The sequence below is a fragment of the Rufibacter glacialis genome (genome assembly GCF_008271745.1).
GTDB lineage: Bacteria > Bacteroidota > Bacteroidia > Cytophagales > Hymenobacteraceae > Nibribacter > Nibribacter glacialis.
Genome location: NZ_VKKZ01000010.1, coordinates 302,941 through 327,779 on the forward strand (window position 1 = coordinate 302,941; position 24,839 = coordinate 327,779).

17 protein-coding genes are annotated in these 24,839 nt (G+C 53.7%); 12 read left to right on the forward strand and 5 right to left on the reverse strand.

Annotated features, from left to right (window positions below; translation table 11 throughout):
* Positions 1–74: 74 nt before the first annotated feature.
* Both FOE74_RS02200 and FOE74_RS02205 read right to left on the reverse strand, forming a co-directional pair.
* Positions 75–740 carry a hypothetical protein gene (locus FOE74_RS02200; protein ID WP_149096957.1) on the reverse strand — a complete coding sequence of 222 codons (666 nt, stop codon included), beginning with the start codon at positions 738–740 and terminating at the stop codon, positions 75–77.
* Between the two features lie 180 nt (positions 741–920).
* Complete coding sequence (locus FOE74_RS02205) at positions 921–1,979, reverse strand: Ldh family oxidoreductase (protein ID WP_149096958.1); 1,059 nt, start codon at positions 1,977–1,979, stop codon at positions 921–923.
* A gap of 1,042 nt (positions 1,980–3,021) precedes the next feature.
* On the opposite strand from FOE74_RS02205, the gene FOE74_RS02210 reads away from it, so the two are divergent.
* Positions 3,022–5,379, forward strand: coding sequence for a tetratricopeptide repeat protein (locus tag FOE74_RS02210; RefSeq protein ID WP_149096959.1), 2,358 nt, complete (start codon positions 3,022–3,024; stop codon positions 5,377–5,379).
* A gap of 619 nt (positions 5,380–5,998) precedes the next feature.
* On the opposite strand, the gene FOE74_RS02215 is transcribed toward FOE74_RS02210, so the two are convergent.
* Positions 5,999–6,934, reverse strand: a complete 936-nt coding sequence (locus tag FOE74_RS02215) for a Ppx/GppA phosphatase family protein (RefSeq protein ID WP_149096960.1) — start codon at positions 6,932–6,934, stop codon at positions 5,999–6,001.
* Between the two features lie 430 nt (positions 6,935–7,364).
* Positions 7,365–8,252 (reverse strand): class I SAM-dependent methyltransferase, encoded by an 888-nt coding sequence (locus FOE74_RS02220; RefSeq protein ID WP_149096961.1) that lies wholly within the window; start codon positions 8,250–8,252, stop codon positions 7,365–7,367.
* Positions 8,253–8,656: 404 nt separating this feature from the next.
* On the opposite strand from FOE74_RS02220, the gene dapF reads away from it, so the two are divergent.
* The 10 genes from dapF (at position 8,657) to FOE74_RS02270 (ending at position 22,644) form a co-directional block, all read left to right on the forward strand.
* Complete coding sequence (gene dapF / locus FOE74_RS02225; protein WP_149096962.1) at positions 8,657–9,427, forward strand: diaminopimelate epimerase; 771 nt, start codon at positions 8,657–8,659, stop codon at positions 9,425–9,427.
* Between the two features lie 69 nt (positions 9,428–9,496).
* Entirely contained in the window at positions 9,497–10,312 is an 816-nt protein-coding gene (locus FOE74_RS02230) for a glycosyltransferase family 2 protein (protein WP_149096963.1), read from the forward strand.
* A gap of 308 nt (positions 10,313–10,620) precedes the next feature.
* The gene (locus tag FOE74_RS02235) at positions 10,621–11,169 is read left to right on the forward strand and encodes a GNAT family N-acetyltransferase (protein WP_149096964.1); all 549 of its coding nucleotides are present in this window, start codon (positions 10,621–10,623) and stop codon (positions 11,167–11,169) included.
* Between the two features lie 204 nt (positions 11,170–11,373).
* Positions 11,374–12,672: a glycosyltransferase family 1 protein gene (locus FOE74_RS02240; RefSeq protein ID WP_149096965.1), complete on the forward strand. Its 1,299-nt coding sequence runs from the start codon at positions 11,374–11,376 to the stop codon at positions 12,670–12,672.
* A 162-nt stretch (positions 12,673–12,834) separates the two neighbouring features.
* Positions 12,835–14,052 (forward strand): UDP-galactopyranose mutase, encoded by a 1,218-nt coding sequence (gene glf, locus FOE74_RS02245; RefSeq protein ID WP_149096966.1) that lies wholly within the window; start codon positions 12,835–12,837, stop codon positions 14,050–14,052.
* Positions 14,039–16,288, forward strand: a complete 2,250-nt coding sequence (gene rfbD / locus FOE74_RS02250) for a dTDP-4-dehydrorhamnose reductase (protein ID WP_149096967.1) — start codon at positions 14,039–14,041, stop codon at positions 16,286–16,288. Before glf ends, rfbD begins: the two co-directional genes overlap by 14 nt.
* Positions 16,289–16,686: 398 nt before the next feature.
* Positions 16,687–20,067: a preprotein translocase subunit SecA gene (gene secA / locus FOE74_RS02255; RefSeq protein WP_149096968.1), complete on the forward strand. Its 3,381-nt coding sequence runs from the start codon at positions 16,687–16,689 to the stop codon at positions 20,065–20,067.
* Positions 20,068–20,092: 25 nt separating this feature from the next.
* Entirely contained in the window at positions 20,093–20,728 is a 636-nt protein-coding gene (gene deoC, locus FOE74_RS02260; RefSeq protein WP_225840597.1) for a deoxyribose-phosphate aldolase, read from the forward strand.
* An 11-nt stretch (positions 20,729–20,739) separates the two neighbouring features.
* Positions 20,740–21,285, forward strand: coding sequence for a PDDEXK family nuclease (locus FOE74_RS02265; protein ID WP_149096969.1), 546 nt, complete (start codon positions 20,740–20,742; stop codon positions 21,283–21,285).
* Between the two features lie 153 nt (positions 21,286–21,438).
* On the forward strand, positions 21,439–22,644 hold the full coding sequence (locus FOE74_RS02270) for a M20 metallopeptidase family protein (RefSeq protein ID WP_149096970.1): 1,206 nt from the start codon (positions 21,439–21,441) through the stop codon (positions 22,642–22,644).
* A gap of 93 nt (positions 22,645–22,737) precedes the next feature.
* Here the strand turns inward: FOE74_RS02270 and FOE74_RS02275 are convergent, their stop codons facing one another.
* Positions 22,738–23,955: a porin gene (locus FOE74_RS02275; RefSeq protein WP_149096971.1), complete on the reverse strand. Its 1,218-nt coding sequence runs from the start codon at positions 23,953–23,955 to the stop codon at positions 22,738–22,740.
* Between the two features lie 364 nt (positions 23,956–24,319).
* Between FOE74_RS02275 and FOE74_RS02280 the strand changes: the two genes are divergently transcribed.
* Positions 24,320–24,754, forward strand: coding sequence for an Hsp20/alpha crystallin family protein (locus FOE74_RS02280; protein ID WP_149096972.1), 435 nt, complete (start codon positions 24,320–24,322; stop codon positions 24,752–24,754).
* Positions 24,755–24,839: the final 85 nt, after the last annotated feature.

Sequence of the window (24,839 nt, forward strand, 5' to 3'; positions counted from 1 at the left end):
TTAAAATGAAAAAAGGAATCCCCTGAAAGCAGTGAAGAGTCCGGCTTTCAGGGGATTTTTATTTGCAAGGTTTGTTACAAGTTTTGTATAAGCTGCTTTACCAATTCTGTTCCCATTCTTTGTGATTCTTTTTTGTATTCCTCTAAATAGGCCCAGGTGAATTTCTTGCTGGACTTCCAGATGTTATTCATTGGTTGGCCATTATTAGGTATTGACACCTCTCCTTTAAAGTGGGAAGCCTCGCCAGATTTTGTTTCAATTTCTGCCACTAAATTAATGGGGGCAGGTGAGATGGATTCTTGTCCACTGACTGAATAAGCCACCAAGAAGATAATGGCCATTCCTTTGTTCTCATAAAGAAACTTGCCAGGAACTTGTTTAAGGTTGATGACTATTTGCCTTCCTTTGGCCTTCTCTGCTAAATTCAAGCTATCAGCAGCGTGATAAATTGAGTTCTTAATCCAGGTGGCCGTTATGGAGGGGTCAATGGCACACTCTATGGTAGAATTCCATCCCCAATAAATGATTGCTGGTATAAAAGAAGATTTTAGTTGCTCGTACTGATTCTCTGCCTGGGGAATTTTATCTGTATTGATGGTTAACCATTCTTGATTCTGTAGACTATCTTTTGCGATAAAATCTGCCTGAAGCTTTCCAATTACAAAGGTGGAATACTTTTTACTGCTTACGCAGCTAGATAATAAGACGGTAATTAGAATAGGGTAATAAAGGTTTTTCATCTTAAGGAATATAAAAAATTATTGGTATGTAGAGGTGACTAATTAAAAGGTGTAATAACAGAATTTTACAAGCTGTACCTCTTTTATTTCATTAATTAAACGGAAAGGTACAGCTTATAATTGATCTTATAGATGATGCAAAGGATTGGAAAAAGGAAAGGTTTATTTCATGCTTTGATTTTACAACGTCACCCCAAACTTCTCGCCCAATCCTTCTAAATCTTTCACCACTGGCGGCAGCAACGGAATGCCCTCCTTCAGGCGTTGCTCCGTGAAGATGCGCTCGGGGTCACCTGGGATGAGGACTTGGTGGCCTTCTTTGGCTTTTGAGCTTCTGAAGCGGGTGATCCAGGTATCCATGTGTTGTTTGAAGTCATCAGCGGGCCGGAAGGCGTCTACGCGCATCGCCCCGAAGAAATGGCCGATGCCGTCGCCCACTGGGTCTGCCGGCGGCGCAAGAAAACTCACGAACGGCGGTACCCACGGCCCGTAGTTGGCTCCTGACAGCACCGCCGAGAAAATGTCTACCACGGCCCCCAGTGCGTAGCCTTTATGGCTGCCAGTGTCACCGCCCAGCGGGAGCAAGGCCCCGCCGTCTTTCAGTTCATTGGGGTTGGTGGAAGGCGAGCCATCCGCGGTTTGGATCCAGCCGTGCGGGGCTTCCAGGTTCTTGCGCTGTAGCATCTCCAACTTGCCGTTGGCGGCGGTGGTGGTGGCCAGGTCCGCCACGAAGGGTGGCTGTTCGTTGGCCGGAATAGCCACGGCAATGGGGTTGGTACCCAACAGCCTTTCCAGGGAATAAGTAGGGGCCACTAGCGGACTGGCATTGGTCATGGCCATCCCAATCATGTCGTGCTCCAGGGCTTTCATGGCGTGGTAACCGGCAATGCCGAAGTGGTTAGAGTTCTTCACCGCTACCCAGCCACTGCCCGCTATCCTGGCTTTCTCCAGGGCAATCTGCATGGCTTTAGGCGCCACTACCAAACCCAGGCCGCCGTCGCCGTCCACAGTGGCGGTGCTGGGGGTTTCATGCACCACGCGCACCTGGGGCGTGGCGTTGATGCGGCCGGCTTCCCAGAGCCGCACATAGCCAATGAGGCGGGCTACGCCGTGCGAGTCCACGCCGCGTAAATCAGCGGAAAGGAGCGTTTCAGTGGCGGTTTGGGCATCTTCGGGAGGGCACCCTATGGCCAGGAATACCTGACGGGAAAAATCAAAAAGACGTTGGTAAGAGTACATGCGGAATTTCAAAATGGAACGGCCAAAGGTACGGGAATCCGAAGGAAACTTGGCAGGAGAATTGTTCCCTTTGCAGGGTCTTCCGCTTGCTCGGTCACAAGTCTGTCTTTGCGCTTCTTGCGTTCAGAGCTATGATTTTGTGCATGCGGTATGCTATTCCCTTGGCCTTTCCGCTGCTAGCATTGATCCATGTGCGGCCTTTTGCATAGTTTCCGGTAAGCGCTCACGGCCGGGAGGCCTCGTCTTCCGTCCTCACGCTGTGCCCTCTCCTCCGCCCACCTCGCTCTCGCTCAGGGGCGGTCGAGTGCTAGGCGCTCAGGCGAAAGGCTGGAATAGGCGATGCGTAGGGGAATGGTACAGTAAGACCTCACAGGTTTTGGAAACCTGTGAGGTCTTAGCTCCCTACCGTGCAAGGTGTCACCTTAAGTTTTATGGCCCGGATTTACTTCTGTGACGAATGTAGAAAGCTAAAGAAAGGGCTCAAGGCAAAAATAGGTCTCTGAGAAAAGGCGTGATATAGGGGATTCCCACTCCCCGGGGGAGAGGGCTAGGGTGAAAGGCCGCGGGTGTTTAAGCAATGGCTTTTCCAGTTACGAACCTGCTCCCCCTCATCCTAGCCTTCTCCCTGAGGGAGAAGGAACCCCGGTAGTGGGTTTCGGGCCTGGTTTACAGAAGATTGCCAGAAAACGCATTGCCGCCTAAAAAAGCAGGCTCCTGCCATGGCGGGAAGTCCTTGACTTCCCCCGCTGCCCCTACAGCGAAACAGGGGGCATAGTAGGCTTGCAGAATTTCACGCCCGCTGAATAGGTCCTAGACAAATAGTTTTACGCGCACTCTTAGCCAACATGTAGGTGATGGGCAGTAGTCTTTCTGAGCCTTCTTTTGGAAAAAGGCTGGATAAACAGTGGCAAGCCACAAAAAAAAAAGAGAACCCAGAGGCAACCTGAAAACCTCTGGCAGCATCTTCTTTTCAAACCTCTCACAAAGTGATTTTTCTGGAACGGAATTTGCCTCGGAGTAAATATTATAAAAATCTAATATTATGAAAGCATCCCTACTTTCTCTACTGCTGGTTTCGTGGCTTTTCATGGGCCAACTGGCCGGGGCGCAGTCTAAGGTGCTCTATGACCAAAACAGACTGGAGACGGTGACTATCTCCAGTTTTACAGATGCTACCTTGGGACCCCTGGCGCACGGACTGGGCAGAACCAACACCAACCGGTCTGGCAAGTTGGTGCTGCCAGTGGAGTTTGAGCAACAGGAAAAGATCACCCGTGAAGGGGATCAACTGGTGCTCACCGCTACCGTGAAAAACGTGCGGGTGCGGGAGCAGGTCCTGTTCCGGGAGTTTGATTTTGCCGAGGAATTAACGCCCGCGGTGGTACAGGCGAAGATTCAGCTGTTGGGCCGGGAAGACAGGGTGCTGCAGACTTTTGACGTATCCGGTAAAAACGTCAGGTTAGACGGCCCTACCTTTCTGGTGCAGACCTCTGTTACCGACACATCAACCTTTACCGGGTATAAACTGCGGGTGGTAGAGCAGAAAATTGGCTTGTCTGGCGAGAACGTGGCGGCTGTACAAAGTCGGCTTGCCCTTATCAAACGCTACTATGAAGCGGATGCCCGGTTAGCACAGCTTTCGCGGGACCTGCAGGCGGTGAACCCCAATGACATTGACCATCTGGACCTGCAGGGCCGGCGGTTGAAGGAGCTGGAGCGTGAGCTTGACCGGGTGCTGGACAGCCGGATGGAGCGGGAACTGGCCCTGGACCGGCATGATCCGGTGCAGCTGCGCCGGAGGGTAAAAGACCTGGACCACCGGTTCAGGGAGCGCCGGGTGGCACTGGACCAGATGTGGGCCCGGTTACCGGAGATTTACTACAACCGCGGTCTGGAACTGGCCCTGAACGGCAACGCCCGCGGCGGACGGGAGTTCTTTGAGCGGGCGGTGCAGGCGAACCCTGCCTTCGCACCGGCGCACTTGCAGTTAGCCCGCTTGGATTTCAAGGCTGGTTTTTTGAAAGAAGCCGGGCAACGTACCCGCACCCTACTCAACAGCATGCAGGTGGATCCTGAGACCTACCGGTTTGGCCAGGAACTGGCCCTGGATATCCAGAATGCCTATGTGCGCCAGGGCGAGCAGCTGAACAACCAGGGCAAGTACACCCAGGCCTTGGCGCAGTTTGAGGAAGCGCGGGATTTCTGCCGGGGCATCTCCAGCCTACGGTGCCGCCCTGAGTTATGGGAGGAAGGCATCATCTTCGCGAAAAGCGGCATTTACCACAACCTGTTGCAGGACGGGAAGCAGGCCCTAAGCCAGAGAGACTTAGCGCAGGCCGAAAGATGGGCGAGAGAAGCCCAACAATACGCCCGCAACAACAGAACCGCCATTGACTCAGATGCCGCCGCCACTACATTGATGCAGGAGGTGCAGCAACAGGTGTACCTGGGCCTCATGTCCCAGGGAAGAAAAGCCCTACAAGGAAAACAGCACGCGGCCGCCTTACAAGCGTTTGAAAAAGGAAAAAGCCTGGCCGCAGATTTCAACCTGAAGGCAGAGCCTGGGACTGACCAATTGCTTCGCCAGGCCGCCCGGCCAGTTATCCTGGAGAAGATCTCAGAAGGACAGTTGCAGGCCAGCACGAACAAATTACCGCAGGCCCGTTCTCTGGCTGCCGAGATCACCAACCTTCAAGTCCGCTACAACTTGGTCAATGACAAAGAACTGGACGGAAAGTTCAGAGCCCTGAGCCAAGGCATCTTCTCGCAGGAATGTGCCAACGCCCAGCAAGAGTACGACCGGTTCTACCAGCGGGCGCTTCAACTCAGCAGTGGTCGGCAGTTTGCCCAAGCAGCGGCTGAGTTAGACAAGGCGCTTGCCGCCGCCAAGGGCAACGGGGGCTGCGCGATCTCGGCTGTTGCCGCGGAGGTGGAGCTGGCGCGTATTGATGGCCCCGCCCATTACCAGGAACTGCTGCTGAAAGCCGGCGAGCATATCCGCCAGAACCACATGGCCCAGGCGGTGAAAGTGTACCTAGAGGCTGGCCAACATTATGACGCCGCCGAAGTAGCCCGTTTCGGGGTAGGGCATGCCCCCTTGCTCACCTTTGCGCTGGGACAGGAGAATAAAGCCTTTGTGGCCGAGGTAGCCAAACATGCCGCCAATTCCGGAGATGCCCCAGGTGCCGTGGATTTGGTAAAACGCCTGGTTTCTTTAAAGTACTCTAAATACAACCTGAACCAACTGCAGGAGCAGGTAGGCGAGCAACTAGCCACCCTTGACGCCCAGGCCAACCCGAAGGCAGATTACAAGCAATTGGCCAACACTTATACCGGCGGTTCAAAAGAGTTGAAAAAGCTGAACAAGGCCTACCAGAAGAAATTCAAGAAGCTGACCTAGTATTTCCAGCCTCAAAAAACCCAAAGCGCCTCTCCATTACCAGGAGAGGCGCTTTGGGTTTGCGGATAGGTTTGTTCTGGAAGAGATGTGGCCGTGTCAACATCCCCCTTCGCCCCCGTCAAAGGGGGAATATCTGGAATGCAGGGGACCAAAAGATAGCAATACGTGGTGGAGGCAAGAGGTGCGTTGGAGCAAAAGAAAGGAATAGGTAGCAATGCGTAAAGAGACAAGGCGGTGCCGTTGTCTCTACATGTTCTATCATCACCGCCTTTACTAACTTTCCCCTGTTCCAGTCTTTCCCGAGCGCGCCTCGCTTTTGGCCCTAGATAGACGGTAACTAAAAGAAAAGGACAGTTCAGGCCGAAAGGGCAGTGCGAGAGGGGAAGACGGGGCCTCGCGGCCGTGAGCGCACGGAGGGCAGCTATGAAAAGACCAAGCATAAGGGCCTCGCAGACAGCATCCGCTACGCCAGCAATGGCAAAAGGCGTTCACCAACGCAACAACTAGAACCTTATGCTGAATCTTACTCCAGCGAGGCTCAAAGGCTAGCACTTATAACTAAGGCTATCATCCCTAACCGTAGAAACAGCATCAAACAAGCGTGCTGCAGCAAAGTCTATTACTGCAGCAACTCCGCCAGCATGCCTTCTTTCAGTGCATACGCAGACACCCTGATCTTCTCCAGGTTGAATTTCTCAAGGGTCCAGTCAACGGCAACGCAGGCCACCATAATCATGTCTACCCGCATGGCCAGCATGCCGGGAATGGCCATACGCTGGGCCCGGTCTTTTTGCAGAAGCGCTTTGTACTGCCTATGGAAGGTGCTCAGGGGCAGCGGCATGTCTGGTGAGCCGTCTGGGTGGCGGAGGAGGCCTTGGGCGGCCAGGTCCATGTCTACGAGCGTGTCAAAGGTGCCCGAAGAGCCGATGAGCACCTCTGGCTGGTGCTGCAATACCGCGGCGGTGAGTTTCTGGAGCTTGTCCTGGAGGTAGTGGCGCAGGGCCTTGACCTGCTCGGGTTTTATAGGCTGTTCCTGGTCGGGGTAGAACTTGTCCAGGAGCCGCTGGGCTCCAATCTCGAAGCTCTTTTTCCAGAGGATCCCTTTCTCGCTGCCAATGATGAACTCCACGCTGCCGCCGCCAATGTCCATGACCAGCACCGGCTTGGGACCTATCTCCATGGCCAGTTGTACCCCTTTGAAAATCAATTCGGCCTCCCGGGCGCCGGAGATAATCTCCACGTCAATGCCGGTCTGTTCTTTGATGGCGCTCACCACTTCAGCCCCGTTGCTGGCGTTGCGCAGGGCGCTGGTGGCGGTGGCTTTCACTACCTCCACCTGGTGCTCGTCCATGGTTTTCCTGAACTCCGCCAGGGCTTTCAGACCGCGTTCCCGGGCTTCAGGGGTGATCTCGCCTTTGCTGATGCCGCCTTCGCCCAGCTTTACCGGTACTTTGGTTTTGTACAGGGTCTGTTGCACGCCATCGGGGTCAAGTTCAACAATAAGCAAATGGAAGGTATTGGTGCCAAGGTCTATAAGGGCAAAACGACGGGCCATATATGCAGGGTAGAAGTTTAAGGAAGAATGAAGGAAAAGAGAAAGTGAGTATTCTGGCTGTTTCTGCTAAATTCCTGTAAAAGGGCAGTACGGGAAAACCGTTGGCTGCGCCGATGCAAAATTACCGGAAAGCAGCGAAACTTGTTTTGGGTCTTTTTTATAGAAAACGGGCTAAAAGCTCTTGGGGAAACAAAAGGTAGTAGGTCGCCAGTTATGAGTGTCGTGTCTCCAATTGGAACTTGGGAATACCTCCTAAGCGAAGGGCAGAAGCATTTTCCTACTGCCTTTCTAGTTGGCCCACAAGATCCTTCCAGGATGACAAAAGGGAAGGCGGTGAGCAGATTTTTAGCAGGGAGAATAACTTCCCCATAAAGAGGGCTCGCTTTCCATCAATCAGCAACCAACAACCAGCAACTAACAATCAGCAAGCCTACTTCACAGAACTGAACCGGAAAAAGGTACCCAGTGGGAGTTTGCGCTTGGCCTGGTCCTGCAGGTACAACTCGCCAAGTTCCTCATTCTGCACTGTTTTGCCAAAAGAGGCTTTAATCAGGTTGTCCAGAATCAAGGCAGAGAATCCGAGTGAGTAGAGGTTGATCACGAAGAAGTTGTTCTCAGGATCCAGCAACTGGGAGCAAAGCTTGATGAGCTCGTTGATCTGCTCTTCCAGGAGCCATTTCTCGCCATCGGGGCCGCGGCCGTAGGCGGGAGGGTCCAGGATAATGCCCTGGTATTTGTTTCCGCGTTTGACCTCGCGGCGGGCGTATTTCATGGCGTCTTCCACCAGCCACCGGATGTTATCCAGGTTGCTGGCTTCCATGTTCTGGCGGGCCCAGAAGTTGACCTGCTTCACAGAGTCCAGGTGGGTGACATCAGCGCCGGCGGCGTTGGCGGCTAAGGAAGCCCCCCCGGTATAGGCGAACATGTTCAACACCTTCGGCTTGCCGGGCAGGGCCCGGGTGCGGTCAAAGATGAACTGCCAGTTAGGATCCTGCTCAGGGAACAAGCCCACGTGCTTGAAGGAAGACAAGCCCAACCGGAACCGCAGCTTCAGGTCGTTGTAGCGGTAGTTGATGAACCACTGCTCGGCCATGCCTTTCTTCAGCTGCCACTGGCCTTTTTCCTGGTTGCCTTTCTCGCGTTTGAACGTAGCCTGGGCCAGGCGTTCCCACTCACCCTCAGACAGATGTTTGTCCCAGGCAGCCTGGGGCTCAGGGCGGGCCAGTACATAGTCTCCAAAGCGCTCCAGCTTCTCAAAGTTGCCGCAGTCTATCAGTTCATAATCGGTCCAGGCGCTGGTGGTCAGGAAAGAGTACATAGGTGTTGAGGGTGGTGAAGGGGCAAAGGTACGGTTTTGTGGCGTGCGGTGGTGCTGTTCTTGCAGGGCTTTGGTGACAGGAGAGGGGCAGAAAAAACAGGAGAGCCCCATTCCACAGGAAAGGAGTTGGGCCGTGACCGGCGGTGGGGCTCATGCTTAGCCTTCGCTGGTAACGACCTACCCTCTGGCAAGAGGACAAAGGGGAAGGAATTCGTTGGTCGCTCTGCCCCCTGTGTTTAGCCCCTGTTTTTGGGAAATAGCCCCTTAAATAGGTTTCAGTACCTGAGCTTCAGGAATGGTTTCAGCGTATGAATATAGTACGGCATCACTTTTTTTATTACTTTTCAAGGTTTTTTCAAAGAGAAGAAGCTCGGCTTAGGCAGAACACAGGCGTATATTTCAAGATGACTCTAACTTTCTATAAATACCAGGGCACCGGCAATGACTTTGTGGTGCTTGATAACCGGGCTCAAGCTATTGCGCTCAGCCAGGAACAGGTAGCCTTTCTGTGCGACCGCCGCAATGGGGTAGGAGCAGACGGGCTCATGCTGCTGCAAAACAAAGAAGGCTATGACTTTGAGATGGTCTACTACAACGCAGACGGCAGGCCCAGCTCTATGTGCGGCAACGGCGGCCGGTGTCTGGTGGCGTTTGCGCAGTTTATGGGAGTGGTAGAGAACCAAGCCTATTTCATTGCCGCCGATGGTCCGCACCAGGCTTTCCTGAAAGACGGATTGGTGCACCTGCAGATGAAGGACGTAGACGCGGTAGAAGCCCTGGAAGGAGCCACTTTCCTGGATACCGGCTCGCCCCACTACGTGAAGCAGGTAGAGGCACTGCAGGATTTGAACGTGTTTGCCGAAGGCCGTGCCATCCGCTACTCTGACCGCTTCAAGGCCGAGGGAACCAACGTGAACTTCGTGGAGCATCTGCCAGAGAATAAGTTGTCTGTGCGTACCTATGAACGGGGCGTGGAAGATGAGACGTTTTCCTGCGGCACCGGGGTCACGGCCTGTGCCCTGGCCGCCAACCGGGCCGGGTATGAAAGCCCAATTTCTATTCAGGTGCTGGGGGGCGAGCTGCAGGTAAGCTTTGAGAAGGCAGGAGAAGGCTTCCGGAACATCTACCTGATTGGCCCGGCCCAGCAAGTGTTCAAAGGAGAGATCAGCCTTTAGTTAGCAGATCAACCTCCTCCGAAAAACTCCCCTTGTTCTTAATTAAATTGAACCCAAATAATTCACTGAATGGCATTGCCCACGTGCTCCCTCATCATTACCACCTACAATTGGCCTCAGGCGCTTCAACTCTGTCTGCAAAGTGTGCGGCAGCAAAAGGTCATGCCCCAGGAGGTGTTGATAGCCGACGACGGGTCGGGCGAGGAGACTCAGAAATTGATCCAGCAATTCCAGCAGGACTTTCCGGTGCCTCTGCATCACGTGTGGCATCCTGACAACGGGTTCCAACGGTCCAAGATCCTGAACAAAGCCATTGCGCAAGCAAAGTACTCTTATGTGGTACAGATAGACGGTGACGTGATTGTGCACCCTAGATTTGTGCAGGACCATCTTACCCTGGCCACGCAGGAACGGTTTCTGGCGGGCGGAAGAATCAACCTTTCCCCGGAGATCTCTGCCCTGGTGCTGGCCAAGCAGATCACGCATTTCAGCCTGGCAGACATTGTGAAGACCAGTAACCTGTTCAATGGCTTGCGCTGGCGTCTCCTCCGGAAGTTCCTGGCCAACCGCTACAAACTGACCGGGAAAAACAAGTACTACGTGAAAGGCTGCAACATGTCTTTCTGGCGCCAGGATCTCCTGCGCGTGAACGGGTACAATGAGAACTATGTGGGCTGGGGCCCCGAAGACAGCGAAATAGCTGCCCGCCTCATGAACGCCGGCATTCGGAAGAGGTCACTGAAAATGGGCGGGGTGCAGTACCACCTGCACCACCCCTACGTAGACACCAGCCGCAAAGCCATCAATGAGGAACTGTTGCGCACCACCATCAAAACCAACATCACCTACTGCGAAAAAGGGGTGGACCAGTACCTGCAAAAGTAGAGACAACGGTCCCGCCTTTGTTGCGGGTTAGCTAGCGGAAAGATGCAGAAGAGGGGTAGCGTTCAAAGTGGGACGGCCGCCTAGTCGCTAGAATGATAAGGCCATCCTTTTGTGAATTTCCCCTAAAGTGGCCGCGCTAAAATAAAAGGAAAACGTGCTCTTGATCCAATTTTTTACTTGATTTGCTGATGGCCGTTTAACCCTTGTTTGCTAAAAAGAAGCCAAAAAACGAGGGGTACTTTTTAAGTGTCTTGAGAAAAGGAAGCTGGTTTTCTTTCTCTTAAGTCCTTGTTATCATCTTCCTGCCCATGCTCCAGACAGACCGTATTCTATTGCGCGCGCCAGAACCCAGTGACCTTGATTTCCTGTACGGCCTGGAAAATGACACCGCCCTCTGGCCCGTCAGCCTGTCGGTCACGCCCTTCTCCCGGGAGGCCTTGCGGCAATACCTGGAGCACGCTACCCTTGACATTTATGCGGTGCGCCAGGTTCGCCTCATGGTATGCCAGACAGCAGATGACAAGGTAGTGGGAACGGTAGACCTGTTTGATTTTGAACCCCTCCACCAACGGGCCGGCGTGGGCATTGCCCTGGCATCAGCCTATCGTCAGCAAGGCTACGGGCAGGAGACTCTCCAACTGCTGGAACAGTACGCCACGCAGGTCCTTCAACTGCACCAACTTTACTGTTCTGTAGCGCAGGATAACACCTCCAGCCTAAGGCTTTTCAAGGGGGCCGGCTTTCAGGAAATCGGGGTCAGGAAAGATTGGTTGCGCGTGCCTACTGGCTGGCAAGATGTGGTGGAGCTTCAAAAATTACTACCTGTTTCTTTGAATAAACCACTAGGGGGTAGCTGAAATGTTTAAAAAAATATCAGTATTATTCAGTTGCGTACGGTGGAATTTATACGGTATTTTTAAAGGTTTTATAGGAGAATCAAGGCTTAATCCTATTGCTATGTAGCCTTTTTAGGTTTTACACGTAAGCTTAGTTAAAAAAAGAAAAGACACTCGTTTTTCCTTTCTTTTTAGGAAACCACACTTCAAAACTAGCTTTCGATTATGTTTGACCTAGACTCAGATTTCATCCCCGGCGTGGGAGGTAGCTCCCTTTCGTCTGAACCCGAGGTATCTTCTTCCAGTACCTATTCTTCTTCTCCTTCTGACACCACGCGGACAGCGGCAAAACAAGGCGCTGACCTTTCTCTTGAAGCTTACCTTTCTACCGTATCTGCTATCATCTGCCTGTCTCACCTGCGGTGGGATTTTGTTTACCAACGGCCCCAGCACTTGCTGTCGCGCTTTGCCAAGCATACCCGCCTCTTCTTCTTTGAGGAACCTTATTTCTCAGACAACGCCCAGCCGCGGTTAGAGATGCAGGAGCGCGAAAACGGTAGAGTGACCATAGTGGTAGCCCATCTGCCCCACGGCCTGACCCCGGAAGAGTCTGACGCCAAGCAGGTAGAGTTGCTGAACGCTTTCATGGCAGACCATGACCTGACCAAGACCGTTTTCTGGTACTACACGCCCATGGCGCTGGAGATCTCGCGCCAGTTCAACCCAGCCCTCACCGTCTTTGACTGCATGGATGAGCTTTCGGCCTTTAAATTCGCCCCGCCGCGGTTGCTGGAGCTGGAGGCAGAATTGATGACCAAGGCAGATGTGGTCTTCACCGGAGGGCAAAGTCTGTATGAAGCCAAGGTGGGCCGTCACAAAGAAGTGTACGCCTTCCCTAGCAGCATAGACAAGGTGCATTTTGGGCAGGCCCGTCAGGCCCAGGAAGATCCCGCTGACCAGGCCAATATCCCGCACCCGCGCATGGGTTTCTTTGGGGTGGTAGATGAGCGCTTTGACATTGAACTGCTGCGCGAAGTAGCCCTGGCCCGCCCAGAATGGCAGTTTGTCATTATAGGACCGGTGGTGAAAATAGACCCGGCCATTTTACCTTCCAGCTCCAACATCCATTACCTAGGTGGCAAATCCTATCAGGAACTGCCTTCTTACCTGGCCGGGTGGGATGTGGCCATGCTGCTATTCGCCCACAATGAATCCACCAAATACATTAGTCCCACCAAAACGCCGGAGTACCTGGCAGCTGGCCGGCCCGTGGTTTCTACCTCCATCAGAGATGTAGTGCGCCCATACGGGGAGCAGAACCTGGTGCACATAGCCGATGGGGCCGAAGCCTTTGAAGCGGCCCTGGTGAAGGCGCTGGCCCAGAAAGAGGACAAAGACTGGAGACGCCGCACAGATGACTTCCTGGCTGGTATCTCCTGGGACAAAACCTGGCAGAACATGGTGCGCCTCATGCAGAGCGTGGCCAAAGGGAAAAGCGCTAAGGAAAAGGCTTCCTCTACCTAACGTTCTGACCAGATTAGGGGAACGATCAACGGCCACTTCTGCCCTTATCTGATCAAGTACCCATCAACCTTGAATTGTATTTTCCTGAAGGAAAATGATGTACAGGTAAGCCAAGCCGGTTTTGCCTTTGAATGATTTTAACAACTATAGCCCATTAATAACATGTTCGACTATCTGATTGTAGGGGCAGGATTTGCCGGAAGCGTACTGGCCGAGCGTTTGGCTACGTATTCCAATAAAAAAGTATTAATCATAGACAAGAGGTCACACATTGGCGGCAATGCCTATGACCACTATAACGAAGACGGGATTTTGGTGCATAAGTACGGCCCACATATCTTCCATACCAACTCCAAAGATGTCTTTGAGTACCTGGGGCAGTTCACAGAATGGCGCCCGTATGAGCACCGCGTGCTGGCCAGCGTAGACGGCCAACAAGTGCCCATGCCCATCAACCTGGATACCATCAACAAACTGTACGGCTTGAGCCTGACCTCCTTTGAACTGGACAAGTGGTTTGAGTCTGTGGCGGAGAAAGTAGACACCGTGCGTACCTCAGAAGACGTGGTAGTCAGCAAGGTAGGCCGTGAACTGTACGAGAAGTTCTTCAAGAACTACACCCGCAAGCAATGGGGCATGGATCCGTCTGAGTTGGATAAATCCGTGACTTCTAGGGTGCCTACCCGCACCAACCGTGATGACCGCTACTTCACAGACACCTACCAGGCCATGCCGCTGCACGGCTTCACCAAGATGTTTGAGAACATGTTGAGCCATCCTAACATCAAGATCATGCTCAACACAGATTACCATGAGATCATTGACATGATTCCGTTCAAGGAAATGATCTATACGGGTCCGGTAGACGAGTACTTTGACTTCAAATACGGCAAGCTGCCCTACCGTTCCCTGGAGTTCAAGCATGAGACGGTGAACAAAGAAACCTTCCAGCCGGTGGCCGTGGTGAACTACCCCAATGAGCAGTTGTATACCCGGGTCACAGAGTTTAAATACCTGACCGGGCAGCAGCACCCCAAGACCAGCCTGGTGTATGAATACCCGCGCGCCGAAGGAGATCCCTACTACCCAGTGCCTAAACCAGAGAACGCTGAACTGTACAACAAGTACAAAAAGCTGGCCGATGCCACGCCAGGCGTACACTTTGTAGGCCGTTTGGCTACCTACAAATATTACAACATGGACCAGGTGGTGGCCCAGGCGCTTACCCTGCACAAGAAGCTGACGGAAAAGGACAAAGTTGCCCTGCCGGTAGTAGAAGGGGTAGATGTCTTGCCTAAAGTAGTGCGTGAGGCATTGAACGGAAGTTCTGCCACCCTAAACGGAAGTTCCACCAAAGTGAGTACGAATGGCAAACATTGAGCTTTGGGGAGGCGTTGAGTGTACTGTAAACCGGGTAGGTGAGGAGTACTTTGACCAGCTTGCACAGAGCGGGCATGCAAACCGGCTTTCAGACCTGGATCTGTTCGCTGAGTTAGGCATCAAAAAAATTCGGTACCCGGTGCTATGGGAAAGCGTTGCCCCAGAACACCCGGAACAACAAGACTGGACCTGGGCGACAGAACGCCTGAACCGGCTCCGGGAACTGAACATAGACCCAATCGTGGGGCTGCTGCATCATGGCAGCGGCCCCCGATATACCCACCTCTTAGACGAGGACTTCCCTCAGAAACTGGCGCAATACGCCCGTGGGGTGGCCCAGCAGTTTCCGTGGGTCAACCACTATACTCCCATCAATGAACCCCTTACTACGGCTCGGTTCAGCGCATTATACGGCTTCTGGTATCCACACACCCAAGATGATGCTTCCTTTGCAACAGCTTTACTAAACCAAATCAAAGGCACCAAGCTGGCCATGCAGGCCATCAGGGAGATAAACCCCCAGGCCAAACTGGTGCAGACCGATGACCTGGGCTACTCCCACAGCACACCGGCGTTGCAGTACCAGGCAGATTTTGAGAACCACCGGCGGTGGCTCTCCTGGGATCTGCTCTGTGGCAAAGTAGACCAGCAGCATCCGCTGTGGGGCTACCTGCGCCGGGTGGGCGTGTCAGAGGAAACCCTGCTGGAACTGGTGCAGGACCCATGTCCGCCAGACATCATAGGGGTGAACTACTACGTCACCAGCGAGCGCTACCTAGATGAGCGCATCATTGACTACCCCTGGCATACCCACGGCAGCAACGCCTGGCATAGGTACGCAGATGTAGAGGCCGTGCGCGTGCAAGCGGCTACGCCGCTGGGCGTGCAGAACATCCTGGAACAGGTGTGCGCGCGCTATGACCTTCCGGTGGTCATCACCGAGGCCCATCTCTGCTGTACCCGTGAAGAACAGATGCGGTGGCTCGCCGATGTGTGGGATTCTGCCTCTTTTCTGCGGAAACAGGGCAAAAACGTGCTGGCGGTCACCGCCTGGTCTCTTCTTGGGGCCTATGACTGGAATAGCCTGCTTACCAGAAACGCCGGGCATTATGAAATGGGCGCCTTTGACCTGAAAGGCGGCCAGCCCGCACGCACCGCGGTCTCTGATTTTCTGAAAGGGCTACCCCTTGAGGCAGAACGGCATCCGGTGCTCAAGGTAGATGGCTGGTGGAAACGCGTTTGCCGCAGTATTTACACCAATATGCCAGAAGAGCCAGAGAACTGGAGCCAGGCCGGTAATGAGCAGATGCTGCCCCATGACCTGGCCATTGAACCCTTGTTGATAACCGGGGCCACGGGTACCCTGGGTCGGGCCTTTGCCCGCCTCTGTGATACCCGCGGCATTCCGTATGTCTTGCTCACCCGTCAGGACCTGGACATTGCAGACGCCGCCTCGGTAGAGAAAGCTCTTCAGAAATACCGGCCCTGGGCACTGGTGAACACCGCCGGCTTTGTGCGGGTAGATGCCGCCGAGGAAGAAGCAGAAGCCTGTTACAGAGAGAATACCCACGGCCCGGCGGTTTTGGCGAAAGCCTGTCAGGCGCACGGGGTAGGGTTTGTGACCTTTTCCTCAGACCTGGTGTTTGATGGCGAGAAAATGGAACCTTACCTGGAGGAAGACCAGCCCCAGCCCCTCAACGTGTACGGCCGCAGTAAGACCCAGGCCGAGGAGCAGGTGTTGGCCGCAATGCCGCAAGCCCTGGTGATCAGAACCAGTGCTTTCTTCGGTCCCTGGGATGAGCACAACTTTGTATACCATGCCCTGCGGGCGATAGCGCACCAGGAGCCTTTCAAAGCCGCCGAGGACAGTTTCATTACGCCTACCTATGTGCCAGATCTGGTGAATATGGCCTTGGACCTGCTCATTGACGGCGAAAGCGGCATCTGGCACCTGGCAAATACGGGCGCTTATAGCTGGGCTCAATTGGCAGAACTGGCCGCTAACCTGGCCGGGCTTGACCCGGCACCATGGTTGCAACCGGTACCCATGGCTAGCTTTAAACAACCTGCCGCCCGACCCGTTTATTCTGCCCTGGAAACTGGCAAACGGGGCATTCTGCCTTCGGTGGAAGATGCTTTGCGCCGGTACCTGCACGCGTGTGAGTTCAACTTCAGGCCTGTCCAGACAGACCTCCATTCTACCGAAGGCGAAATTCGCTTTGCCGCGCAAGCATAAGGTTCTTCCTTCTAAAAGCCGCTTTGGGTCTGTTTTTTATAAAACAGCCCCAAAGCGGCTTTTTCTTTTCTGTTACCTGGTGCCAGCCTGCTAAGTGTTCAGGTAGCCCAATGCCTCTGGGTGGGTACTCTGGCGGGTCACAGACTTAGGTAAGAAGTGCAGCTTTGTCCTTTGTGCCGGTAAGAATCTGTTTGCGAGGTATTTTTGCTAAAATAAGCCTCAAACGCCTGGTCACCCCTTTGCTTTACTTCCTAAATACCGCACCTTTGGACTTATTCTGCCAAACCGTCAGGCGGTGGGCACTATTGTGGTTGTGGTATTGTTTTGGCTAGGTAGAAATTTGTCGGAAAAACCGCGTATTTTTGAGATTGATTCAAGTACATTTTAATTAGTTATATATGTTTGATTTTGTTGGGAAGACGGTCGCTAAGATTTTCGGAACCAAGTCTGAGCGGGATATCAAGGGGGTATTGCCGTATGTGACGCTCATCAACCAGGAGTTCTCCAAGCTTACGTCCCTTTCAGATGACCAGCTGCGGGCGCGCACCCAAGAGGTGCAGGCCGTAATAGCAGAACGTCTTAAGCCCATTGATGATAAAGTAACGGTTCTTTATCAGCGCATAGAGAATGAGCCGGAACTGGACATCGCCCAGAAAGAAGAGATCTTCACGGAGATTGACGGCCTGGAGAAAGACCGCAACAAAGACCTGGAAGTAGTACTCATGGAAGTATTGCCCCAGGCCTTTGCCATTGTAAAGGAAACCGCCCGCCGGTTCAAGGAAAACGGCCAGTTGACCGTGACGGCCACAGAGTTAGACCACACCTTCGCGGCCCGCAAACCCAACGTGCAGATCAACGGAAACCAGGCCATCTGGGCTAACCGCTGGATCGCCGCCGGCACCGAAGTAGTCTGGGACATGCTCCACTATGACGTGCAGCTGATTGGGGGTATTGTCTTGCACCAGGGTAAGATTGCCGAGATGGCCACGGGGGAAGGTAAAACCCTGGTGGCTACCTTGCCTGCTTTCTTGAATGCGCTGGCAAAGCGCGGGGTGCACGTGGTAACCGTGAACGACTACCTGGCCAAGCGTGACTCTGAGTGGATGGCGCCCTTGTTTGAGTTCCACGGCATCACCATTGACTGTATTGACAAGCACCAGCCCAACACAGATGCCCGCCGCAACGCCTATCTGGCAGACATCACCTACGGTACCAACAATGAGTTCGGGTTTGACTACCTGCGTGACAACATGTCGCGTGAGCCGGGTGAACTGGTGCAGCGCAAGCACCACTACGCCATGGTAGATGAGGTAGACTCGGTGTTGATTGATGATGCCCGTACCCCCTTGATCATCTCTGGCCCGGTACCGCGCGGCGATGAGCACGAATTCTACGTGCTGAAACCACGCGTGGCCATGCTGGTAGAAAACCAGCGGAAACTAATCAGTAACTACCTGGTAGAAGCCAAGCGCCTGATCAAAGAAGGAAACGACAAAGAAGGCGGCCTGGCCTTGTTCCGGGCGTACCGCGGTTTGCCTAAGAACAAGCCCTTGATCAAGTTCCTGAGCGAGACCGGCGTGCGCCAGATCCTGTTGAAGACCGAGGCCTTCTACCTGCAAGACCATTCCCGCCAGATGCCGGAGGCCGACAAGCCTTTGTACTTCACCATTGACGAGAAACACAACCAGATTGAGCTCACTGAGAAAGGCATTGACCTGATCACGGGCCAGGGCGAAGATCCACAGTTGTTCATCTTGCCAGACATAGGCACAGAGATAGCCAACATAGAGAACCACAAAGAGCTTTCTGCGGACGATAAACTGCACCAGAAAGAAAAGCTGATCCAGGACTACCAGGAGAAGTCGCAGCGGGTGCACACCATCAACCAGTTGCTTAAAGCCTATACGCTGTTTGAGAAAGACACCGAGTACATTGTCACCGATGACCACAAGGTAAAGATCGTAGATGAGCAGACAGGCCGCGTAATGGAAGGCCGTCGGTACTCAGACGGCTTGCACCAGGCCATTGAGGCCAAGGAGAACGTGCGCGTAGAAGATGCCACGCAGACGTATGCCACGGTGACCTTGCAGAACTACTTCAGGATGTACCACAAGCTGGCCGGTATGACCGGTACGGCAGAGACCGAGGCCGGGGAGTTCTGGGAAATCTACAAGCTGGATGTGGTGGTGATCCCTACCAACCGGGTAGCCCAACGCAAAGACGAACACGACAAGGTGTACAAAACCATGCGTGAGAAATACAACGCCGTAGCCGAGGAAATCCAGGAGCTGACCAAGCAGGGCCGTCCGGTGCTGGTAGGTACAACTTCGGTGGAGATATCTGAGCTGGTAAGCCGTATGCTCAAGCTGCGCGGTATCCCGCACCAGGTCTTGAACGCGAAGCACCACCAGCGCGAGGCTGAGATTGTGGCCGAAGCCGGTAAACCGAGCACCGTGACCATTGCCACCAACATGGCCGGCCGTGGTACGGATATCAAATTGACCCCAGAATCAAAAGCCGCGGGCGGATTGGCCATCATTGGTACCGAGCGCCACGAGTCACGCCGCGTAGACCGTCAGTTGCGCGGTCGGGCCGGTCGTCAGGGTGACCCTGGATCATCGCAGTTCTTCGTGTCACTGGAAGACAGCTTGATGCGTCTGTTCGGTTCTGACCGCATTGCCCGCTTAATGGATAGAATGGGTCTGGAGGAAGGCGAAGTGATTCAGCACTCCATGATCACAAACTCCATTGAGAGAGCGCAGAAGAAAGTAGAGGAAAACAACTTCGGTACCCGTAAGCGCCTCTTGGAGTATGATGACGTGATGAACGCCCAGCGCGAGGTGGTGTACAAACGCCGCCGCAACGCCCTGTACGGTGAGCGCCTGGAGCTGGACATCTGGAACATGATCTATGATACCGCTGAGGATATTGTACAGACGTACAAAGCCACCGGCAACCATGAAGACTTCCTGCTGCACATCATCCGGGTGTACGGGTTCAACTCCGCTATCACCGCGCCTGAACTGGCCGGGCAGTCCGTGGACGTGCTCATGGACCGTCTCTACAACGAGGCCCTGGAGTTCTACCTGGCCAAGAACCACCAGATCATGGAGCAGTCAGCGCCTATCATGGCAGATATCTACCAGAACCGGGGGCCTATGATTGAGAACATCGCCGTTCCTTTCTCAGACGGCCGCAAGCAGATCACCGCCGTGGCTAACCTGGAGAAAGTATACAACACCAAGGGCCGTGAACTGATCAAGACTGTGGAGAAAGTGATCTCCCTGGCTACCATTGACCAGGCCTGGACCCAGCACCTGCGCGAGATGGATGACCTGAAGCAAAGTGTGCAGAACGCGGTGTATGAGCAGAAAGACCCCTTGTTGATCTATAAATTCGAGTCTTTTGAATTGTTCAAGCGCATGATCAGCAAGGTGAACGAAGAAACCGTTTCTTTCCTGTTCAAGGCAGACCTTCCGGTACAACAGGAGGCACCCGCCCCGGTACAGGAAGCCCGTCAGCCCCAGGCGCCAAGACCACCAAGGCTGCAGGAGCAGAAAGAAGAAGTACATTCTACGTTAGAGGAAACTATCCCTTCCATGCCATCTATGCCGCAGGCGCCCGCCCCTAAGCAGGTTCCCGTGAGGGCAGAGAAGGTAGTGGGCCGAAATGACCGGGTAAGCGTGCAGTACGCTGATGGCCGGGTCATGAAGGACGTGAAGTTCAAAAACGTGGAAAACGATTTGCTCAACAACCGTTGTGTTCTCATTGAAGACTAAATCCCTTATCTCTCCGGAACAGAGCTTGGCACCGTATATAGACCATACGGTGCTCAAGCCTGACACCACCAAAGAAATGGTGGCGCAACTCTGCCAGGAAGCGATCCAGCACAGGTTTGCGGCAGTGTGCGTGCCCCCTTGTTTTGTGCGGCAAGCCGTGGCTGCCCTGCAAGATACCGGGGTGCAGGTTGCCACCGTGGTGGGCTTTCCGTTGGGGTATCAATTGGCAAAGGTGAAATTCTTTGAGGCGCACCAGGCTTTGTCTGAAGGCGCCACGGAGATTGACGTGGTCATGAACATAGCCGCGTTCAAGTCGGGTAGGCATGATGAGGTCATGTCTGAGCTGCATGAGTTGAGCACCCTCTGCCACTTCAAAGAGTCTATTCTGAAAGTGATCATAGAAACCGCCCTGCTGTCTCCGGAGGAGATTGTGCAGGTGTGCCAGCTTTGCGTGGAGGCCGAGGTGGACTACGTGAAAACCTCCACGGGCTTTGCCGCCACCGGGGCCCAGATAGAAGACGTGGTGCTCATGCGGGCCAACCTGCCCCGGCACATCAAGATCAAGGCCTCCGGCGGAATTAAAACCAAGGAAGCCGCCCTTGCGTTGGTGAACGCAGGAGCAGACCGGATTGGAACATCCTCCGGCGTTTCATTGCTATGATTTGGAGAAAAATGACAGCCAGACTATTTGCCTTCCTTTGTTTAGGGGCCATGATGAGCTGTGCCGCCACGGGCAGCACCTCGTCTTCCACCAACAATGGGAACGGCACTGCTTCCGCCAATGCGCGGGGTTCTGAGAAAAAAGGCGACGGTACGGCCACCCTGGTAGACACCAAGAAATACCGGCCAAGTTTCCCGGCGGTTCCCTCGGGAGCCTCGGTACCCATGGCATCAGTCGCTCCCACGCACCACGTGGGGCCTCAGGTAGCTATGCTCATGGACAGTGTGGTGCAGATAAACCGGAACATCAAATACGCCGCGGGTTACCGCATTCTGGCGTACACCGGCATAGAGCGCAAAACCGCCATGGACCTCCGCAGTAACATCATTCAGCGGCTGCCAGAGGAGAAAGACTACCTTACCTATAAGCAGCCCACGTACGTGCTGAAGATAGGCGATTTCTTTACCCGGGTAGAAGCCCAGTCAGCGTTGAACAAGATCAAAGACCTGCTGCCCAACGCACGGTTGGTGCCTGAAACCATCAATATCCCTAAATAACGGTCTTCGGCCCTATTGGCCAATCCTGTTAAGTTTTATCAAAGTGAATGGATTTCCGCCGTTTCTGCCCTTGTTTTAGCTAAACTGGCCAGAAACGGCGGAATTCTTTTTAGCAGCCGTACCTTTGCCTCCTTATCCTTTATTTTCTTTCCCATGCAAGACGTAGCCCTCCGCATTCAGGAACTTGCCCATGCGTATGCCACAGATACGGTAGCCACCCGCCATCACCTGCACCAGCACCCGGAGCTGTCATTCCAGGAAGTGGAGACCTCGGCCTACGTGTTCAGAAAACTGCAGGAATACGGCCTGGAACCCGAGCGCGTGACCGATACGGGCGTAGTAGTCCTCATCAAAGGCCGCAACCCGGAGAAAGCCACCACCGCCCTGCGCGCCGACCTGGATGCCTTGCCCATTCTGGAAGCCAATGACGTGCCTTACAGATCCAGGAACGAAGGGGTGATGCATGCCTGCGGTCATGACGTGCATACCTCTTCCCTGCTCACCACTGCCCGTATTCTGCAGGAGCTGCGCCAGGAGTTTGAAGGCACCGTGAAGCTTATCTTCCAACCGGGCGAAGAGAAGTTCCCAGGAGGGGCCTCGCTCATGATCAAAGAGGGCGTATTGGAGAACCCGGCGCCGCAGAGCATCATGGGTCAGCACGTGTTTCCGTTTCTGCTCGCCGGTAAAGTGGGCTTCCGGTCAGGCATGTACATGGCCTCTGCTGATGAGATTTACATCACGGTGAAGGGAAAAGGTGGCCATGGCGGGCTGCCCGAGCAGCTGGTGGACCCAATCCTGATCTCGGCGCATCTGTTGGTGGCCCTGCAGCAGATTGTCAGCCGCCGGGCCAATCCTAAGATTCCTTCCGTTTTGTCGTTCGGGAAAGTGATCGCCAACGGCGCTACCAACGTGATTCCGGAGGAGGTGAAACTGGAAGGCACATTCCGCACCATGGATGAGGCCTGGCGCGCCGAGGCCAAATTGAAGATAAAGAAACTTGCTGAAGGCCTCTGCGAAAGCATGGGCGGTTCCTGTGACATCAACATCATGGACGGCTATCCTTTTCTGAAGAATGACCCAGCTCTGGTGGCCCGCGCCCGCGCCGCCGCAGAGGCCTACCTAGGCTCCGAGAACGTGGTGGAGCTGGATATGTGGATGGCTGCCGAGGACTTCGCGTATTATTCCCAACAGACTGATGCCTGCTTTTACCGCCTGGGTACCCGCAACGAAGCCCAGGGCATCACTTCTGGGGTGCACACGCCCACCTTCAACATTGATGAAGCCGCCCTGGAGGTAGGCAGTGGCCTGATGGCATGGCTGGCTATCAGTGAACTGCAAAGCTTGGCCGCGGAGGCCTAAGTGGTCCTGTACGCCAGAGGCCCTGGATTCTGCCCTGTTTTCTGAAAACAGGGCAGAATCCAGGGCCTCTAGTTATTTTGAGAAACGACTTGCTTAGATGCCCAGCTCCATCTGCAGCCGGAGAATCCAATTGTTCCGGGAGCCGGTGAGGTTTGTCAGGTCTTTTTCCGTTTGGTAGGTTAGGTCAGACTGGAGTTTGATGCGGTGCCAGCGCAGGTAGTAATTGGCCGCCAAGGTATAATGTTTCGTCTGCGGGGCTAGGTGCCGGATCTGCGTTTCCGGGGTAATAACCGCGTAACGGCCTGCCAATTCAAAATGGTTGGGGAATTGGTAGCTTACCTGCCCGTTATAGCCTTGCCCGGCATAGACAAAAAGCGGGTCCCCTTCATTTTCTGCCGGAAAGATCATGGTATCTGCTCTCCGGTTGATCCATTCATGGAGCGTAGCCCAGCCTCTGTACTTAAAATGCAGATCGGCCATGGCCGAACGAAGGTCAGTGAAGCCAGCGAACGACTGCCCAATCTGGCCGCCGGTGCGATACGCCTTCTTGTTCTCGGAGAACGTGACCCCTACGGCTAGCTTCGGGCTTTGCTCCCGTACCCAATCACCCTCAAAATAATCCCCGTCCATGGTGAATTCGCCTAATGGAAGGATTTCCACGCGGCCCGTATACGCCGCTCCTGAGCCTTCTTTGGGCAAGGCATTGCGGCCGTCACCGGTGGAGAGGGCGGCCTGCAGCCGGAGCGGTACGTTTCCTACCTGGTTTTCATAAAAGGCGAAAAGCCCAAAGTCGCGGTCTATGGTGAAAGTGGCGTTCACAATGGAGCGGTCCACGAACTGCTGTTCGCCAGAGGAGATAACACGCTGGCGGTTACCCGGCAGTTTGGTCTGGCCGAATCCTACTTTAAGGGCAGGCGTGAACTGGTAAAACAGCACCGCATCCCGAATGATCTGCTCCCGGTCAGAGTCTTTGTCATCCGTATCGCCATTGGCAAAGCCTAACTGTAGCGAGTATGTGAGCTTCTTGCTGAGCAGATGACCCGAAGTGCGTAAGCGCAATCGCTTTACATAACCGCCCGCGGAGGCCAAGCCCAGGTCTTTTCCTGAATTGGTCTCAAAATCTGCCCGGTTCTGGATCCTGAACCGGAATGAAAGACTGGAGGTAGAATCTGCCGTGGTATACTGGAGGCCTTTTTGCAGGTCCAGGTGCCAGGGGGTATGCTGCGAAGGCTGCTGCTCTTGCGCCAGGGTAGGGAGGGCACTGACACCGGCCAGAAGCGCCAGTAAAGTAGCGTATAAGGTTTTTTTCATAATAGGAAATAGGATTGTGTGGTACAGATAAAAGTTTGCTTCATCTCTGCTACTTTCTCGGCTTGGCGCAAAAACTAAGGCCCTTAGGGAAGATAATCAGCCTCTACGGAAAGATACAACTTCAAACCTACCTTCTAAAAACCGGAAAGATTTGGGAATGGCCGGAGCTTCGGGTAAAAAAGCTGAGGAATGACAGCTAGGAACAATTAAGTTATTCATGTTTAGGACTTATTGTCGGTATGTTTTTGATTTAACCAGATAGAATGTGTCATAATGTCTTGAAATGGCTGGAGAAAGAGACTGGTACAGAATTTATGAATAAGTAAGTATCCAATTGAAAATCTTAACCTAAGAAATAAAGACCATGATCACTGCCAAACAAAACCCAGGAGTAACTAACAGAGGAGCACACGCTTTCAGCAGCCTGTTAGACAGTTTTTACCAAGATTCAGTGAACCAACGCAGAGGGCAGGGCTTCACTCCAGCAGTAGACCTTTGGGAAACCGAGAGTAGCTATGAAGTAGAGCTTGTTTTGCCGGGTGTCACCAAAGAAAACATCACTGTGGAGTTTGAGGAGGGCGTTTTACGCGTGAGCGGAGAGCGGGCCTTCAAGAAGGAAAACCAGCAACTGAAGTACCACCGGGTAGAGAACCTGTACGGGAAGTTCAGACGCTCTTTCCAGCTGCCGGAACACGTAGATGCTGCTGCCATTCAGGCGCAGTTTGAGAACGGTGTCTTGCATGTTTCCGTACCTAAAGTAGAAGAGAAAGTGGTGAAGCACCAGATTTCAGTGAAGTAGCAAACGTTAAAGATATGTTAAAAAGGCGCTGGAGAGCGCCTTTTTGGCTTAGTGTTTGTTGACTGTACAATACTAGTTTTATTAT

Excerpts from the sequence above, each read along its gene's own strand:
- rfbD (WP_149096967.1), top strand. The coding sequence starts at position 14,039 with ATGGCAAACATTGAGCTTTGGGGAGGCGTTGAGTGTACTGTAAACCGG.
- FOE74_RS02275 (WP_149096971.1), bottom strand. The coding sequence starts at position 23,955 with ATGAAAAAAACCTTATACGCTACTTTACTGGCGCTTCTGGCCGGTGTC.
- FOE74_RS02230 (WP_149096963.1), top strand. The coding sequence starts at position 9,497 with ATGGCATTGCCCACGTGCTCCCTCATCATTACCACCTACAATTGGCCT.
- secA (WP_149096968.1), top strand. The coding sequence starts at position 16,687 with ATGTTTGATTTTGTTGGGAAGACGGTCGCTAAGATTTTCGGAACCAAG.
- glf (WP_149096966.1), top strand. The coding sequence starts at position 12,835 with ATGTTCGACTATCTGATTGTAGGGGCAGGATTTGCCGGAAGCGTACTG.
- FOE74_RS02215 (WP_149096960.1), bottom strand. The coding sequence starts at position 6,934 with ATGGCCCGTCGTTTTGCCCTTATAGACCTTGGCACCAATACCTTCCAT.
- dapF (WP_149096962.1), top strand. The coding sequence starts at position 8,657 with ATGACTCTAACTTTCTATAAATACCAGGGCACCGGCAATGACTTTGTG.
- FOE74_RS02210 (WP_149096959.1), top strand. The coding sequence starts at position 3,022 with ATGAAAGCATCCCTACTTTCTCTACTGCTGGTTTCGTGGCTTTTCATG.
- FOE74_RS02235 (WP_149096964.1), top strand. The coding sequence starts at position 10,621 with ATGCTCCAGACAGACCGTATTCTATTGCGCGCGCCAGAACCCAGTGAC.
- FOE74_RS02205 (WP_149096958.1), bottom strand. The coding sequence starts at position 1,979 with ATGTACTCTTACCAACGTCTTTTTGATTTTTCCCGTCAGGTATTCCTG.
- FOE74_RS02200 (WP_149096957.1), bottom strand. The coding sequence starts at position 740 with ATGAAAAACCTTTATTACCCTATTCTAATTACCGTCTTATTATCTAGC.
- FOE74_RS02270 (WP_149096970.1), top strand. The coding sequence starts at position 21,439 with ATGCAAGACGTAGCCCTCCGCATTCAGGAACTTGCCCATGCGTATGCC.
- FOE74_RS02265 (WP_149096969.1), top strand. The coding sequence starts at position 20,740 with ATGACAGCCAGACTATTTGCCTTCCTTTGTTTAGGGGCCATGATGAGC.
- FOE74_RS02220 (WP_149096961.1), bottom strand. The coding sequence starts at position 8,252 with ATGTACTCTTTCCTGACCACCAGCGCCTGGACCGATTATGAACTGATA.
- FOE74_RS02240 (WP_149096965.1), top strand. The coding sequence starts at position 11,374 with ATGTTTGACCTAGACTCAGATTTCATCCCCGGCGTGGGAGGTAGCTCC.
- FOE74_RS02280 (WP_149096972.1), top strand. The coding sequence starts at position 24,320 with ATGATCACTGCCAAACAAAACCCAGGAGTAACTAACAGAGGAGCACAC.